Below are 14,446 nucleotides of genomic sequence, written 5' to 3'. Positions count from 1 at the left end.
GTGCGTGCAACTTCATCGCGGGGGAGACGTACACTGCCCGACGAGGAGCGACCGTTGCGACGTAGGCTTAGGTGCGGCTCATGGTTCCTTTTTCGGGTGAACGCTTAGACGTACTCATCGCAGTAGGGCTGCGAGCCCTTTGCACCCCGCGGTACAAGCCGCTTCCCCACGAAATGCGAAGAGCCCCATTGACGATCGAATCACGCGAACAAGCCCTCTCTGTCAAAGCAGGCTCAATTCATCCGTTCAGCTTGCCGGTAACACCAGAAGACGTCCTCACCCTTCTCAAGAGGCTCGAAGAGGCGCGACTCCCTGAACCATCTCCGACCGAACGCGCTGGGTCGGACGTCTGGGGGCAAGGCGTCCCAGTCAATGTGATGCAGGACCTTATCCATTATTGGCGCACCGACTACGACTGGTCCCGCCTCGAGCGTGAGCTGGGGGGCCTCGGCCAATATACGGCGGTCGTGGACGGAGTAACCCTCCACTTCCTGCACGTGCGCTCCCCACGGCCTGATGCAAAGCCCTTGCTGCTGTGCCATGGCTGGCCCGGAAGTATCGTGGAGTTCTTGGACGTAGCTCGGGACCTTGCCGAACCGGCTGACGACCAGCAGCCCGCTTTCCACCTCGTCATACCATCGCTGCCAGGCTACGGCTTCAGCAGCAAACCCACCGAGGAGGGCATAGGAGTCGAGCGAATCGCGGATCTCCTGGCAGCGCTGATGAGTGGCCTCGGATACGAACGCTACTTCGCCCAAGGCGGAGATTGGGGTGGGGTGATCCTCACCGAACTCGCAGTTCAGCACCCCACACAGCTGGTCGCTCTCCACACGACGCTTCCGCAAGCTTCCGAACCACAGTGGTGGAACACTGAGGAGGAGCAAAAACTCTCACCCCGAGAGAGGCAATGGCTTATGGACTCAAGGCAGTTCGCCGGCGCCGCCTCTGCCTATGCTCATCAACAAGCCACCCGCCCGCAAACAATCGGCTATGCGTTGGTCGACTCACCTATCGGTCTCGCAGCGTGGATCTTGGACAAGTTCGAGTCATGGCGGGACCCAGCGCTTGCTCCGATGTCCCGCGACCGATTGCTCGATAACATTTGTCTGTACTGGTTCAGTGGCTCTGGAGCCTCTGCTGCCCGACTCTACTGGGAGTCGTATCAGCGATCCCGGGAACTTCGACCGGTTCTGGTACCCACGGCTGTCTCCGTCTACCCGAAGGACATTGAGAAGCTTCCTGCCTCCTGGGTCCGGGAACGATACCGGGATCTGTATCGCTGGGAGACCCGCGAAGCAGGGGGCCATTTCCCCACCCTCGAGGTCAAGGACGACTATGTAGATATGGTTCGTACCGCATTCATCACCTTCTAAGCCTCCACCGAGGCGAGGATGCAAGGGTGTCCGTCTCGTAAGGGGTTTGTCCCCGCCGACCTGAAGGTGCACCGGTCGGGTCTGCTGCACCGTTAGGCGACAGTTCGTAGTCACGCAGCCAGGGCAGCTGGCGTGTTCATGATGGTCTCGAACTCGATGGGCGTCAACCGTCCCAGTCGGTGCTGCCGTCGGCGCCGGTGGTAGGTCCGCTCGATCCAGGTCACGATAGCGATGCGCAGTTGTTCGCGGGTGGTCCAGGACCGGCGGTCGAGCACGTTCTTCTGCAGCAAACTGAAGAAGCTCTCCATGGCGGCGTTGTCGCCGCAGGACGCGATTCTGCCCATCGAGCCGACTATGCGGTGGTGGGTCAAGGCACGCAGGAACTCTCTGCTCCGAAATTGCGATCCTCGGTCGCTGTGAATCACGCAGCCGGCGATATCACCACGACGAGCGGCAGCGTTTTCCAGCGCGGTGACGGCGAGCTGGGATTTCATCCTCGAGTCAATGGAGTAGCCCACGATCCGGTTCGAGCACACGTCTTTGATCGCGCAGAGGTAAAGCTTCCCTTCGGCGGTTTTGTGCTCTGTGATGTCCGTGAGCCACAACTGATTCGGCTTCTCAGCGGTGAACTCGTGCCGGACCCGACCCTTCCCGTCCGTGACCGTGCAGAGGTCGTCGTGGACCGGCGGTCCGGGCTTCTTCCCGTTCTTCCCACGCTTCTTCCCGAACGAGCTCCACCACTCATTCGTTGCGCAGATCCGCCACGCGGTCCGGTCAACCATCGCCTCGCCCGCGTCGCGGGCCTCATCCGCCAGGAGCCGGTGGCCGAACTCGGGGTCGTCCGTGTGGGCATTGAAGAGAGCGTTCGCGCGATACGCCTCAACGACCTCGCTCGTGGTGACGGGCGCGGCCAGCCACCGGTAGTAGGGCTGGCGGGAGAGCTTCAAAACCCGGCACGTCACCGTCACGGGTACCCCGTCAGCGGCGAGCTCTCTCACGAGCGGGTAGATCCTTTTCCCGGCAGGTTCGCCTGCGACAGGTACGCTGCCGCCCGCCGCAGCACTTCATTCTCCTGCTCCAACAACCGGACCCGCTTGCGCAGTTCGCGGTTCTCCACCGTCTCGCTGCGACCCTGACCAGGCTTGACGCTCTCGTCGGTCTCGGCGTGACGCAGCCACTTCGTGAGCGTCATCGGGTGCACGCCGAAGTCCTTCGCGATCTGCTCGATCGTCACTCCGGGCTCACGGTTCCTCGCAACGCGCACCACATCGTCGCGGAATTCCTCAGGGTAAGGCGTGGGCACAGCAACATCCTTCCAGGCCAGCCTTCCGGCAAGCCAGATCAGATGTCACCTATCCGTGCAGCAGACCCGTGATGTGATCGTGGGGGGACGCGACCAGGGGTGAGCCTTGTAACTTGAGAGGGCATCCAAGCGCAGCTCCATCACCACTTCAATGACAGTGCTACGAGACCGGTGCCAACTATCTATTCCAGACGGAGGGGCCTAGGCTTCGAGAGACTCAGGGTTCAGAAAGCGGCCTCGGGTAGCGCTCATGTTAGGCCCCCATGAAAACTTCCGATCTTCACCCCGTCGCGTCCAGTGCCGGTCTCACCGCAGAGCCCCCTGAGATGCATGCCGGTCCGCAGCGTCAACTCCCCGACCCAAGCCGCGCGGTTGCGGTGGTGGTCTCCGATCGTAGGCTCGAAGCGCTCGAGCAGGTATGGGAGTTGGAGGAGCCGAGGTTCACCGCGGCTGAGTGTTCCACCATGTCCACCCAGCGGTTGCGCCGATTGTGTGATGAGGCGTTCACCGCGCTCGACTCTGATTCCCCGGCATGGGGTGCCCGAGACGAGTATGAGACTCTGTGCGCGGAACTCACGGCTCGCGCACAGGCTCACCAGAACCGGTCGATGTCCGCCCACGACTGAGGGCTCATCGGCTGTGATTGGGCCCGATCATGGGCGCCTGCTCGAGAGCCGGGGTGATCAGGGGGCCCGGAGGAGTTCCTGCAGAGCCCGATCGCGGGCCAGGTCCTGATTCTGTTGGTGGTCCTGGCGGGTGGGCGTCAGGGCCCGGTCGATGTGGATGGAGCGGGTGAGGTCCACGACCAGCGCCCAGACCCCGACGGGCTCGGTGTCCTCGACGATCAGATCGGCGGAGATGAGGAGTTTGCGGGTGGTGCCGTGGAGGTCCCTGAGGGACGCGTACACCGAGGATGGTCCGCCGCTGGTGGTGACCTTGGTCCAGAACGCCTGGACGGCGTCCCGGTCCGCGGGGTCGACGTGGGACATGCCGAGTTCCAGGGTGGGGACCACGTCGCCGCGTTCGTAGCCGTGGATCCGGTACACCTCGTCCAACCAGATGTAAGGGGGTGGGTCGAGCTGCAGCGGAGGCACATAGCGGTCCGCGCTCGGCGGTATGCCATGCCAACCAGGGCGAGGAGCGGGAGTTACCGGCACACCGTACCGACCTCCCCCCACATCAAAGACTTACGAGGCCCGGTCCGTGTGAATCGCGATCAGGGAAACTCTTCGGGCGCCCTCGAAAGCATCTGAGCTTTCGCGTCCTCATAGGTCACGCCCTCGGCGCTCACCTTGTCCAGCGCCGCGCCTCGAATGACTTCCGTAAGAACCGTCAGGCCAGCCTATCGGCGGCATCGTCCGCGGCTTCCTCGGCGCCGACCTCAACCGGATGACTACCGACGTCACCAAGCCTGCCTGGGGTCCCAGCAGCAGCCAGTGATCGCCGCCGTGATGACGATTCTCACCGCGGGAGCACCCCGCTCAACTGTCACCGGCGACGAATAGCCTATGGACGGAATCATCACCAGCAAGAGAAGCCAGCCATGATCACCCACCCCGGCGAATACCACGACGCAGACTCGAAGACACCCGTCCCGCAGTCCCGGCGGACCCTCGAGCTCATCGAGCGGGGCCGGCTGATGCCGCCCCTGCCGATCCAGGTAGCCCTGCGTGAGCGCCGTTCCGCCCCGGTCCTGATGCTGCCCTCACTGCCGCCGGTCATCGACGTCGAGGCGGTCCGGGAGCTCGGGAGCATCCCCGTTCGGGCGGCATAGTCGCACGTGTGCAAGGCGTGGACTGGGCATATGGGCTTGCAGGAGACCATGCCTACATGTGCCCAGTCAGGGATCCCTCCACGTACAGATCGGCGCGGTTCTACCGGATGAGGATGTTGGTCTGTACTTCGGCCCAGTTGTCGCGCTGTAGATTCTCGCTGTCGTAGGAGTCGCTTACCAGCGTCATCTGAGGCAGCTCTGTGTTTCCACCCGGAGTGACAGTAATTAGTTGACCGTTACCTCTGCCGCAGCCTCCAATGAAGTCAGAGTCCACGACGGCGTACGCACAGTAGCCCTCCCCGTCGTTCATTGTCCCTATGAAGTACGCGACTTGATCCTGCTCCGCGACCTTCCTGACCGAGTTGATGTTCACGCTTTCATCAACCACGACATCAGGCAGCCGGTCCTGAGCAGTTGCCTCTCGGTCCAAAGCAGCGATGCCGTATTCAGCGCTGCTGCAACCGCTGACTAAGGTCAGCGTTGAGATCAGTGCTGTTGCTGTTGCCATCTGCTTGAAGCGCACGATCGTCCCTCTCGATAGCCGTCAAAAGCATTACCTGGTGACGACGCTACCAATGGACGTAGTTACATCTGATGCGCGTCCGGAAGCGCAACAGCACCGTTACCTGAAGGGATCCTTGAACGCGTAGGGACTACTTCGGTTGCTGGTCTTGGTGCCATCGCCAGAACGCGGGTACCGCCTGACAATCGTGCAACGCCCCAGATGCGCATTCCCATCGCGCAGGCCTGACTAGGCCATACAGGGGAGTCTCTGATGCAAGGCATGCAGGGTCACGGTTCCGCCGTAAATGGGGGAGGCCCCAAAGCGTCAGGTTGGTTCCTGCTGTCCAGGTGTGTGTGGGCTAAGCGGCGGATCGGGGGGAGCTTGGGCTGTGCACAGGCGGTCAGGGAGACGTGCGGGGCCTTCACTGCCGTTGTACGCCGGGAGACAGCTGTCCCCATAATCCCGATGATGGAGGAGTCCAGTTGATGAGGAAGCCGCCGTACGCCGGGCCCCGTGATACCAATGACTTCGATGATCTCGGCCCGGATGAGGCGGCGAAGATGCTGCACTTGTACCGGCTGCTCGGGGACTGTTTCGAGCTCTCCGACGACGAGGACCTGTTTGGGCGGGGCTGGCTGATGGAGGGCTGGCGGGATTTGTTGGTAGGCCACCAGGAGTAGCTGCAGCGCGCGGAGCGGGAGATGGCGGCCGCCGTCGAACTCGCCCGCCATAAGGGTGGATCCTGGGACGACATCGCCCAGGTGCTCCGGTTGTCGCCGGCTGAGAGAAGCATCTGGCCTGGATGACCGTCCTGGAGCCCCTCGTCGCAGACGCACTCACGGGCTCGGACGACACCAGGATCTTCCAGGCACGCGCGATCACCCTCGCTGCGCTCACCTGCCTCGACGTCACCTCAGCAGAATGGGTCCGACGCGACGGTGCTGTAGGAAACGGGCAGCTGCTTGATGAAGCATTCGCCTTCCTCAAGCCGGCCACACTCACAATCTAAAACCGCTAAAGCCGCCGACGCTCAGCTCACCCGCCAATAAACCAAGCCGCTTGCGGGAGCCGTCACATGGCCATCAAACACTGCGAAAACCGCGCCATTCACCGCTGATACTCCCAGGCGGTCCCCGTCGGCATTTCGTTAAAGCAGACGACTTCTAAAAATGACAGCGTCTCTTTTTTGCATCGGGGACTGTTCACGACTTGGCCCTACGCGAAGAGCGCGACCGCCATGACCATCGGCAGCGAGATTACAGAGGCGATGGAGGTGACCATCGTCAGCGTCTTGAAGGTCCCTTGGGTCGAGAGCCCAAGCAGTGATTTGAACATCCAGAAGAAGTTGCTGTTGACCTGAAGAGCGAACATCGCGCCCGAGGCGATGGCCAAACCGATGACGAGCGGTGAGACGTCGATCGACCCGAGGACCGGACCGATGATCCCTGCGGCCGCGATGGCTGCCACGGATACCGATCCGATTGCCAGGTGCAGTACCGCGGCGATGACCCACGCGAGCAGGATACTGAGAATGACCGGCGCCCCCGCATCGGCGGTGAAGAGGCCGGCCAGAATCGTGTCAAGCCCGGTTTCCCCGATGACCGCACCCAGGGACCCGCCGATACCGGTGATGAGCAAAATCTCACCGGTGGTGTGAAAGCCCTCGCTCATTGCCGTATCTGTGCCCTTTGAGCCCAGGGTACGCCGGCACAGTACGTAGGCGCCCAGTAGGCCGACGAAGAGCGCGAAGTTGGCGTTGCCGAGGAAAGTGATGAAGTCGTTGGAGAAGTCGAACAGCTCTGCGAATGCACCGAAGGCGATCATTACCAGGGGTACGAGGATGGGCAACAGGCAGACGAACAGCGGAGGGGTAGCGGTGTCCTTCTCGACGAGTTCGGTGGTCTCCAGTTCGACCATCGCCTCGTCGACTTCTTCGTCCCTGTCCGCTTTCCAGTAGGAGCCGCGCAGGATCAATCGGAAGATCAGCGTCGTCGCGATCGCGGTCAAGGGCCCGAGCACGAGGCCATAAATCAGCCAGATGCCCAGGGGGATACCCAGCAGGCCCGCGATGGAGACCGCGGCCAGCCCTGGGATCACGAAGACGTAACCGGCGAAGATCCCGGTCCCGAGGGCGCCGGCCATGTGCGGCAAACCGGTCCGGCCGATGAAGGGCCCGCTTGAGCGCGCAACCGGAGAGGCCAGTACGACCTGCACGTCCACGTAGATCGAGGGGAAGATCGTCGCCATCGCAGCGGTCAACGCGTACGGGAGCCGGCGCGCACCGACGCCGTTGACGAGCATCATCACCATTTTCTGGAAAGCGCCGACCGCATGGAGCATCGCTCCAATGAGCACGCCGAAACCGATGAGCAAACCGACCTCGCCCATGATCTCGCCGAAACCAGTGGCGATCGCCGTGATCGTTGCAGTGAAACCGACACCAGTCGCGAGGCCCAGGTAGAGCGAGCCGATGATCAGCGAGATCACCGGGTCGACCTTGACCTTGATGATCAGCAGGATGATGACGACGATGGCTATCGCGGTATGAAGGACGATCATGGCCTGCCCCCACCGGTACGGGCAAGGACGAAGCCATTCGATACCGTGTCCACATCGACCCCCACTCTGGCACTTCTTGGTCGCCGCTGTTCGGCGTCGACGACGAGGCTAACGGCGGTATCAACACGGACACCGCAGGTTCCCGCGAAGATGACACCGGTCCTACTCCGGAGCTCGTTGATGTGCTTCAATCCGGTGGGCTCAGTTCATACTGGCCGTCCGGCAGTGTCAAGGCTCTGAAGGACATAATCCAACGTCAGAAAGTCGTGCACCCGGGACTCCAACAGGGAGTCAACGAGCGGGCACAGTTCTGGGACTCACCGGTGGACGTTTGGAAGGGGCATGGGCGTGGGGGCGCTTAGCCTGCCAAGCAAATTGATAGTACGGCGCGAGCACGATCCGCGAGGAAGTTCGACAACGGGAAGTGTTTTGCTTGGCCGCTGAATGCGGATGCTATAAAGCGGATTTCAGCGGTAAGGCCTGAAGGAGTTCTAACATCGTGGGGTTGCGTCTAATGTCATATTGCTTCTGCCGACGCCCCGGGTCTCACAGGGATCTATCGTCGTGTTTCATAATCCCCAATACCTCCCGGGCGATAGCCACTTCTGCTCGCCGCGATGGACGCAGATCGGGGAAGTGAAAACCTCTGAGAGAGGCAGCAAGACGGAACCTATCGGGTGCCGTACATATTGCCTGTAGTGCCAGTGGATATCATCGGTCCGTTTTTACGATCAACACGTCGCAGGGTGCATTGCGGGCCACGCTGTTCGCGACACTACCCAACACGCGGCCAATGCCCCTCAATCCGACGTTGCCCACAACCAGCAACCCGGCCCCCACACGCGCTGCTTCTTCGACCAATGCCTCCTGCGGCTTCCCGCGAACGGCGACGGCGCGGATGCTCAGGCCAGGATGTTCCTCGCGCAGTTTGGCCGCAACTCGTTCCGCCATTTTCTGCGCTTTTTTGACGTCGTCAAGTATCCAGGTGTCATTCCCGATCTTAATGACCTCGGTATTCTCCTTAACGTGAGCACTGAGCACTGCGAGTTCAGCATTGAGGCCCTCAGCAATCTGGGCCGCCCGCGAAGCCGCTTTGAACGCAGTGTTGCTGCCGTCGACTCCCACCATCACAATATCTGACATTGTTGCTTCCTCCTCATTGATTTGTTCTCGACCATGGCCGGGCTTTGACCAAAGACAGGCCAAAGTGAACCGTTTCGACTACGGCGTGTACCTCCTCATTCCTGTTCACAACAATAGATGGAGAAAAACGGTTCCACGTAGAAAATGTTGCCATCTGTCGGTCGTGAGACCTCCAATCCACCCATCGCCGCTGTTTGCAGCATTAAATCTAATACCAGGACGCCCTGAAGTAACCCTCCAATCTCCCTGGGCCGTTCCAAGTCCGACGCATGCGCTGCTATCGACGTTCAGAGAGCATGTCTGTTGCGAGCGAAGTCTCAGCAAGGGATCCTTTGACTGGACCGGCGGCGAGGCCTGCCACCGGGTTGGCGAACTCCAGCTGTGAGTCGCAGCGGTAAGTGGCGCGAAGGTCGCAATGCTTTATGGCCGATCGCTTGATTCCGCAGAACCGTCCGACACGGTTACGAGCGGGGAACTGGGATGTGGCGGCCGCGTGCCGGGGTGTTTCATACGGTTTGCGCGTTATGGAGTGAGCGTTTGCGTGTGTAGGCGCGTGCGGCGCGGACCCGGTCGCCGCAGCGGGTGGAGCACCATTGCCGTCGGGCGTGAGTGCGGACGAAGAACCGCTGGCAGGGGTCCGCTTCGCAGGGTGCGAGCTGCGGGGCCTGGTCGCCGGTGAGCAGCGAGGCGGCGTCGTCGGCAATCACGGCCATGACGTGTTCCACGACCTGGGTCACGGGATGTTCGGCGCGACGGCTGAAGCCGGACTGTATGTCGAACCGCAGCAGCAGAGCGCCGGGGGCGCAGGTCAGGGCGGCGTTCAGGGCGTGCACCGCGGACGTTGCGGGGGCGGAGCCGGTGGTGTGGGCATCGAAGAGGACGCGCAGATTCGCGCGCAGCGCCACGAGCCGGCCCTGGCACTGCTCGAGCAGCTCGGCTTCCGGTCCCACGAGATCCCGTGCCATCAGCCACGCCGTCGCGGCCGCCGGAGTGCTCAGCTCGTCGTAGCCCCTGCCGCCTACCAGGTAACCCGCGCTGTTAACCAGAGCGAGACTCGGATGATCCTGAGCGCCCGGCGCGGCGGCCAGTTGTGTTTCAAACATGGTTCTCATGCTATCAGCGTTCTTTATCCATGAGACTGATGTTAGGCTCGCATCATGTCAAAAATCATGTTTTCCCATGAGGAGCTGAGTCGACCATCCGGAACGGCGCCATTTGCCTTGTCCGTGCTGTCCGCCGGCGGCACCGGAGTCGGGATGACCGCCGGTGAAGGGTTGGAGAGCGCCATCTCGCTCGCGCGGACCGCTGATCAGTTCGGCTTTCACAGGTTCTGGATGTCCGAGCATCACGGCATGGGAGCAACCTCCGTGTCCTCACCGCCACTGATGATCGCCCGCCTCATCGCAGAGACTAGGCGCATCCGCCTCGGGGCCGGTGGAGTGATGCTGCCCAACCATTCCCCGCTGCTGATCGCCGAGCAATTCGGGATGCTGGAGGCACTCGCCCCGGGCCGGATCGATCTTGGGCTAGGTCGCGCCCCGGGCACCGACGGGGCCACTGCCGCCGCGTTACGTCGGGGAGCGGACGCCAATGACGGATTCCCGCAGCAGGTCCTGGAACTGCTCGGCTTCCTGGGTGACAAGTTCCCGCCCGGGCATGTTTATCAGCAGGTCCACGCCGTACCAGGGCCTTGGCAGGCGAAGGAGAACCGCGTGAGCGCGCCGTCGACCGCTCCGGAGATCTGGGTGCTGGGCTCCTCGCCGTACTCGGCTCAATTGGCTGGGCAGCTCGGCCGGCCGTACGCGTTCGCGCTGCAGTTCGGCGATGCCGACGTCGACACTGCCATGCGGCTTTACCGTAAGAGCTTCCAACCCTCCGACGTGCTTGCCGAGCCCCACAGCCTCGCCAGTGTGCCCGTGGCGATCGGCGACGACCCGGTAGAGGCCAGGCGGCAGGCGGCGACGTCGGCCATGGCGATGCTGCGCATGTTCAAGGGCGAGGGATACCTGCTGCTGCCCGCGGACGAGGTGGCGGCCTACCGCCCCACCGTGCAGGAGCGCCACATCATCGACGCCTATACCGACCGCAGTTTCCATGGCACGCCCGAGACGGTCGCCGACCGCCTCGAAGCCCTCAAGGAGCGCACCGGCGTCGACGAGATGATGCTCGTCATCGGCGGGCACTCCACTTCCCTGGATTTGCAGGGGATCAGGCTGATCGCCGATCACTACACGATGCCCCGTCTCGAGACATCGCTCCCGGCCATGGCGCACTAGACCCCCCATTCCGAATTCACTCCGCTCTACCCACAACCCTCTCTGAAGGAGAAACCCATGTCGGCACCACGCAGAGCCCTCATCGTCATCGACGCCCAGAACGAATACTTCGACGGACTGCTCCCCATTCAGTTCCCGGCACGCGAGGACTCCGTCGCCAACATCCGGACAGCGATCGACGCGGCCCAGCAGGCCGAGATGTCCGTGGTGCTCGTCCAGCACGAACTCCCGGCAGAGGCCCCCGTGTTCGGCGCCGGATCGTCGACCTTCCAGAATCACCCCGAGGTGGCCGCCTACGAGGACGCCGCAGCCAAGCGCGTCAGCAAGCAGTTCGGCAGCGTCTTCGCGAACACGGACCTCGAGGCCTGGTTGCGTGAGCAGAACATCGACACGATCACCCTCGTTGGCTACATGACCAACAACTGCGTGATCGCCTCCGCTGCAGCCGCCGAGCCCCTCGGCTTCGCCGTCGAGGTCCTCTCCGACGCGACCGGGGCAATCGACCTGGCGAACGAGGCAGGTACCGTACCCGCGCGCCAGGTCCACGAAACCCTCATGACCCTGCTGCACTCGAACTGGGCGGCCGTCACCGACACCGCGGCCTGGGCAACAGCAGTGCGCACGAGCGCGACGCTGACCAAGAGCGACCTCGTAACCTCCGCCACCCAGGGCCGCGGTACACGCTAGAAACACCCAGCGGTTCTTCCTGTCCCACCCGGGATATTCGGACCATCCACGAGCCCGCTACCAGCCGCGCACAGCACGCCGCGCTGGTAGCGGGCTCGTCGACGGATTGTCGCCGACCCACCCGCGGACCGTGCGGATACGTCCCGACGGTGGCTATCCGCTCGGGTGGGACCCAGGCCATCCATCTAAAAGGGATCCATTCATGACCAACCCCAGAGCCTGGCTACTCCTGATCCCCGCCGTCCTCGTCGAAGTGACAGCCTCCCTCGCTCTCAAAGGTGCACTCGAGCACCCCGCCCTCTTCGTCGTCGTCGTCATCGGCTACCTCAGCGGGTTCGTCCTGCTCTCCGCGATTCTGCGCACGGGCATGGCCCTCGGCGTCGCCTACGGGATCTGGGGAGCGACCGGCATCGCCCTCACCGCCGTCGGCTCCCTCCTGATTTTCGGGGAACCGATCACCACCCTCATGGGCATCGGCATCATCGTCATCATCGCCGGCGTCCTCTGCGTAGAACTCGGCGCCCAAGCCGCCCACAAGAAGGCTGAGGCCCTCTGATGGCCTACCTCGTCCTCATCGGCGCCATCCTCTTCGAGGTCTCCGGCACCATCAGCCTCCGCCTCGCCCTCGACAACAAGCGCTGGTACACGGCAGTCGCAATCGGATACCTGGTGTCCTTCACCCTGCTCGGACTCTCCCTCGCCCAAGGAATGCCCATCGGCATCGCCTTCGGCATCTGGGCCGCAGCAGGCGTCGCACTCACCGCCGTCCTCTCAAAATTCATGTTCAAGGATCCCCTCACCTGGCTCATGAGCCTCGGCATCACCCTCATCATCGGCGGCGTCCTTCTCATCGAACTCGGCACACCCCACTAACCACACCCACAGCCAACCCCCTCGCGAGTGATGAGAGCTGCGGTGGCCTAATCCACAACCTGTGACAAGGCCTCGGTAGCTCTCTTCAGTGACTGCCCTACTCAGCACGCTCCGGATCCGTTTCCGCTCCTGCCCAGGACGCTGTCGATCTCCTTCGGTGATGCGTTCACGCCACCACGTCGGCTCTAGTTCATCAGCCGGCGGGAACCGCTGCCCACTTGCGTGAACGACCGTCCATAGGACACCTCCGAGCAGGATCGCTGAGAACGGCGTGTCGTGTTTCGTGGGCCGTGTCCGAGAGCTACGTGCTGTAAGGCACGTTCACGATGCAGTTTGGGTCATGGCAGCTGTTGGGTATGCGCGGGTCTCGACGAGGGAGCAGAATCTGGATGGTCAGACCGACGCGCTAGAGGCCGCTGAGTGCGAGAAGGTCTTCATCGAACACGCCTCGGGTGTGTTGGCGAAGCGGCCCGCCCTTGATGACGCGTTGGAGTATCTGCGGGCGGGGGACACCCTGGTCGTGACGAAACTCGACTGGTTGGGCCGGTCGGTGCGGAACCTGAAGGAAGTCGTCGACGGGCTCGAACGGTAGGGTGTCGGGTTGAAGGCACTCTCCCAGGGCATTGATACGACGACTCCGGGTGGGCGGTTGTTCTTCCACATGCTCGCGGCGATCGCCGAGTTCGAACACGACCTGATCGTTGAGCGGACGAAGGACGGGTTAGCTGCGGCGAGGGCCCGCGGACGGACGGGCGGGGGCCGGGTGAAGATGACCCCGAATAGGGCCCGGCAGGCGCGGGCAATGTATGACGAGAAGACGTATACGGTGCAGCAGATCGCCGAGACCTTCGGGGTGTCCCGGGGCACGATCTACCGGCACCTCGGCGACGACGCCAGAGCCTGAAACGCAGCGACATGACGAGCGACAGCTCGAGCTGAGACCAGCCAATCAAAGATCGAGTTACCCTGCGTGCGTCGGCAAGCCGATCGGTTTTCGGATGCGCCACGGCGCCGTCCACCCATCTATTGACATTCAATCGATCGAAAATCGATACTGGCGCATGGAGAACCTGGGAAAATCTGTTGGACCCACGATGGCGCTCGTGACGCGGGCGGCACTCGCCCTGCTTTTCATGACGGTCATCGTTGGACAGATCATCGTCGTGCTCGCTGGCCGATCGATGGCGGTGGACTATCCGGAGTTCGCCGATCTGCAGGCTCCCCTGGTCGGTGCTGCGATCCTCTTCGGGATATGTGTTCAAGTCGTTCTCGTGATCACCGGGATTCTTGTCGGATACATCTGGGACAGCCGCATCTTCGCCGCGTCATCACTGAGGCTCGTTGACATCATGGCGGTCACTCTCGCTATCGCGACTGTCATCGTGGTGGGAACACTGTTGCTCATTCCCGGGCCGCCGGCACTCGGACTCCTGCTGATCGGTGGCGCACTCGTCGGAGTAACGCTGACTCTGGTCCTGCTCACCCTTCGCTCCTCGTTGCGCAAGACAGCGTCTATGCGGACGGAACTCGACGGGGTCATCTGATGCCTATCCGGGTAACGATCGACGTTCTCCTGGTCGAGCGTGGGCTGTCAGTGGGTGAGTTTGCAGACAGAGTGGGGATCACTCCCGCGAACGTAGCCGTCCTCAAGAATGGGCGGGCCAGAGCTGTCCGGTTCTCCACCCTCGAGGCGATCTGCCGCGTGCTCGACTGCCAACCCCGCGAGATCCTGTCTTGGGAAAACGAATAACCCCTGGCACTCGGCCTATTCCGTCAGGCCCGGGTCCGACCCGGACCATCCAAGGGTCGCTCAAGAATCCCTTGATTGGATTGCCGGTCCAGGACGGAACATCGATCCAGTGACTGGTTCGTGGGCTCCATGGTGAGATGCGAAGAGCAATGAGGTGTTCTTCTGGGTGGCCTGGGGCGGACTTCTATGCTTGTATATCACTT

Annotated in this window: 17 protein-coding genes and 1 pseudogene; 12 read left to right on the top strand and 6 right to left on the bottom strand. The window is 62.5% G+C overall.

Translation table 11 applies throughout. The features are described from left to right. Positions 1–188 precede the first annotated feature (188 nt). Positions 189–1,373 carry an epoxide hydrolase family protein gene (locus tag AC4D2F_RS10020; protein ID WP_490910406.1) on the top strand — a complete coding sequence of 395 codons (1,185 nt, stop codon included), beginning with the start codon at positions 189–191 and terminating at the stop codon, positions 1,371–1,373. A 110-nt stretch (positions 1,374–1,483) separates the two neighbouring features. On the opposite strand, the gene AC4D2F_RS10015 is transcribed toward AC4D2F_RS10020, so the two are convergent. Next, positions 1,484–2,676, bottom strand: a protein-coding gene (locus AC4D2F_RS10015; protein ID WP_490910405.1) for an IS3 family transposase whose coding sequence is annotated in 2 segments (ribosomal slippage) — positions 1,484–2,389 and positions 2,392–2,676 — 1,191 coding nt in all. Because the reading frame shifts where the segments join, the coding sequence is not laid out codon by codon here. Positions 2,677–3,359: 683 nt separating this feature from the next. Then, a complete protein-coding gene (locus AC4D2F_RS10010; protein WP_490910404.1) occupies positions 3,360–3,770 on the bottom strand; it encodes a PAS domain-containing protein in 411 nt (136 codons plus the stop codon). Between the two features lie 449 nt (positions 3,771–4,219). Here AC4D2F_RS10010 and AC4D2F_RS10005 point away from each other — a divergent pair, with 449 nt between their 5' ends. After that, positions 4,220–4,450, top strand: a complete 231-nt coding sequence (locus tag AC4D2F_RS10005; protein ID WP_490910403.1) for a hypothetical protein — start codon at positions 4,220–4,222, stop codon at positions 4,448–4,450. A gap of 100 nt (positions 4,451–4,550) precedes the next feature. Here the strand turns inward: AC4D2F_RS10005 and AC4D2F_RS10000 are convergent, their stop codons facing one another. Then, positions 4,551–4,973 carry a hypothetical protein gene (locus tag AC4D2F_RS10000; protein WP_490910402.1) on the bottom strand — a complete coding sequence of 141 codons (423 nt, stop codon included), beginning with the start codon at positions 4,971–4,973 and terminating at the stop codon, positions 4,551–4,553. A gap of 467 nt (positions 4,974–5,440) precedes the next feature. On the opposite strand from AC4D2F_RS10000, the gene AC4D2F_RS09995 reads away from it, so the two are divergent. Both AC4D2F_RS09995 and AC4D2F_RS09990 read left to right on the top strand, forming a co-directional pair. Beyond that, a complete protein-coding gene (locus tag AC4D2F_RS09995; RefSeq protein ID WP_490910401.1) occupies positions 5,441–5,635 on the top strand; it encodes a hypothetical protein in 195 nt (64 codons plus the stop codon). Between the two features lie 122 nt (positions 5,636–5,757). Continuing rightward, positions 5,758–5,964 carry a hypothetical protein gene (locus tag AC4D2F_RS09990; RefSeq protein ID WP_490910400.1) on the top strand — a complete coding sequence of 69 codons (207 nt, stop codon included), beginning with the start codon at positions 5,758–5,760 and terminating at the stop codon, positions 5,962–5,964. A 206-nt stretch (positions 5,965–6,170) separates the two neighbouring features. Here AC4D2F_RS09990 and AC4D2F_RS09985 read toward each other — a convergent pair whose 3' ends face one another. The 3 genes from AC4D2F_RS09985 to AC4D2F_RS09975 form a co-directional block, all read right to left on the bottom strand. Beyond that, the gene (locus tag AC4D2F_RS09985; RefSeq protein WP_490910399.1) at positions 6,171–7,514 is read right to left on the bottom strand and encodes a GntP family permease; all 1,344 of its coding nucleotides are present in this window, start codon (positions 7,512–7,514) and stop codon (positions 6,171–6,173) included. Positions 7,515–8,225: 711 nt separating this feature from the next. Then, on the bottom strand, positions 8,226–8,657 hold the full coding sequence (locus tag AC4D2F_RS09980; RefSeq protein WP_490910398.1) for a universal stress protein: 432 nt from the start codon (positions 8,655–8,657) through the stop codon (positions 8,226–8,228). A 506-nt stretch (positions 8,658–9,163) separates the two neighbouring features. Beyond that, positions 9,164–9,760 carry a CGNR zinc finger domain-containing protein gene (locus AC4D2F_RS09975; RefSeq protein ID WP_490910397.1) on the bottom strand — a complete coding sequence of 199 codons (597 nt, stop codon included), beginning with the start codon at positions 9,758–9,760 and terminating at the stop codon, positions 9,164–9,166. Positions 9,761–9,814: 54 nt separating this feature from the next. Between AC4D2F_RS09975 and AC4D2F_RS09970 the strand changes: the two genes are divergently transcribed. From AC4D2F_RS09970 to AC4D2F_RS09935, 8 genes and pseudogenes are all read left to right on the top strand, one after another. Next, positions 9,815–10,933 carry an LLM class flavin-dependent oxidoreductase gene (locus AC4D2F_RS09970; protein ID WP_490910396.1) on the top strand — a complete coding sequence of 373 codons (1,119 nt, stop codon included), beginning with the start codon at positions 9,815–9,817 and terminating at the stop codon, positions 10,931–10,933. Between the two features lie 57 nt (positions 10,934–10,990). Then, the gene (locus AC4D2F_RS09965) at positions 10,991–11,620 is read left to right on the top strand and encodes an isochorismatase family protein (protein ID WP_490910395.1); all 630 of its coding nucleotides are present in this window, start codon (positions 10,991–10,993) and stop codon (positions 11,618–11,620) included. A gap of 202 nt (positions 11,621–11,822) precedes the next feature. Further along, complete coding sequence (locus AC4D2F_RS09960) at positions 11,823–12,176, top strand: DMT family transporter (protein ID WP_490910394.1); 354 nt, start codon at positions 11,823–11,825, stop codon at positions 12,174–12,176. Further along, a complete protein-coding gene (locus AC4D2F_RS09955; protein WP_490910393.1) occupies positions 12,176–12,493 on the top strand; it encodes a DMT family transporter in 318 nt (105 codons plus the stop codon). Before AC4D2F_RS09960 ends, AC4D2F_RS09955 begins: the two co-directional genes overlap by 1 nt. Positions 12,494–12,833: 340 nt before the next feature. Further along, positions 12,834–13,229, top strand: a pseudogene (locus tag AC4D2F_RS09950) (recombinase family protein); the annotation flags it as partial. A gap of 33 nt (positions 13,230–13,262) precedes the next feature. After that, positions 13,263–13,397: a helix-turn-helix domain-containing protein gene (locus AC4D2F_RS09945; protein ID WP_490910546.1), complete on the top strand. Its 135-nt coding sequence runs from the start codon at positions 13,263–13,265 to the stop codon at positions 13,395–13,397. Positions 13,398–13,554: 157 nt separating this feature from the next. Continuing rightward, on the top strand, positions 13,555–14,037 hold the full coding sequence (locus AC4D2F_RS09940) for a DUF2975 domain-containing protein (protein ID WP_490910392.1): 483 nt from the start codon (positions 13,555–13,557) through the stop codon (positions 14,035–14,037). Beyond that, positions 14,037–14,243, top strand: a complete 207-nt coding sequence (locus AC4D2F_RS09935) for a helix-turn-helix domain-containing protein (protein WP_490910391.1) — start codon at positions 14,037–14,039, stop codon at positions 14,241–14,243. Before AC4D2F_RS09940 ends, AC4D2F_RS09935 begins: the two co-directional genes overlap by 1 nt. Positions 14,244–14,446: the final 203 nt, after the last annotated feature.

This window comes from Arthrobacter sp. TJ-263, from assembly GCF_058269155.1.
Note: the sequence above shows the minus strand (reverse complement) of the source record. Positions and strands in the feature narration are given on the sequence as shown.

Coding starts and splice junctions, on each gene's coding strand:
- AC4D2F_RS09940 (WP_490910392.1), top strand. CDS start 13,555: ATGGAGAACCTGGGAAAATCTGTTGGACCCACGATGGCGCTCGTGACG.
- AC4D2F_RS09970 (WP_490910396.1), top strand. CDS start 9,815: ATGTCAAAAATCATGTTTTCCCATGAGGAGCTGAGTCGACCATCCGGA.
- AC4D2F_RS09945 (WP_490910546.1), top strand. CDS start 13,263: ATGACCCCGAATAGGGCCCGGCAGGCGCGGGCAATGTATGACGAGAAG.
- AC4D2F_RS09985 (WP_490910399.1), bottom strand. CDS start 7,514: ATGATCGTCCTTCATACCGCGATAGCCATCGTCGTCATCATCCTGCTG.
- AC4D2F_RS09975 (WP_490910397.1), bottom strand. CDS start 9,760: ATGTTTGAAACACAACTGGCCGCCGCGCCGGGCGCTCAGGATCATCCG.
- AC4D2F_RS09995 (WP_490910401.1), top strand. CDS start 5,441: ATGAGGAAGCCGCCGTACGCCGGGCCCCGTGATACCAATGACTTCGAT.
- AC4D2F_RS10005 (WP_490910403.1), top strand. CDS start 4,220: ATGATCACCCACCCCGGCGAATACCACGACGCAGACTCGAAGACACCC.
- AC4D2F_RS09955 (WP_490910393.1), top strand. CDS start 12,176: ATGGCCTACCTCGTCCTCATCGGCGCCATCCTCTTCGAGGTCTCCGGC.
- AC4D2F_RS09965 (WP_490910395.1), top strand. CDS start 10,991: ATGTCGGCACCACGCAGAGCCCTCATCGTCATCGACGCCCAGAACGAA.
- AC4D2F_RS09935 (WP_490910391.1), top strand. CDS start 14,037: ATGCCTATCCGGGTAACGATCGACGTTCTCCTGGTCGAGCGTGGGCTG.
- AC4D2F_RS09980 (WP_490910398.1), bottom strand. CDS start 8,657: ATGTCAGATATTGTGATGGTGGGAGTCGACGGCAGCAACACTGCGTTC.
- AC4D2F_RS09960 (WP_490910394.1), top strand. CDS start 11,823: ATGACCAACCCCAGAGCCTGGCTACTCCTGATCCCCGCCGTCCTCGTC.
- AC4D2F_RS09990 (WP_490910400.1), top strand. CDS start 5,758: ATGACCGTCCTGGAGCCCCTCGTCGCAGACGCACTCACGGGCTCGGAC.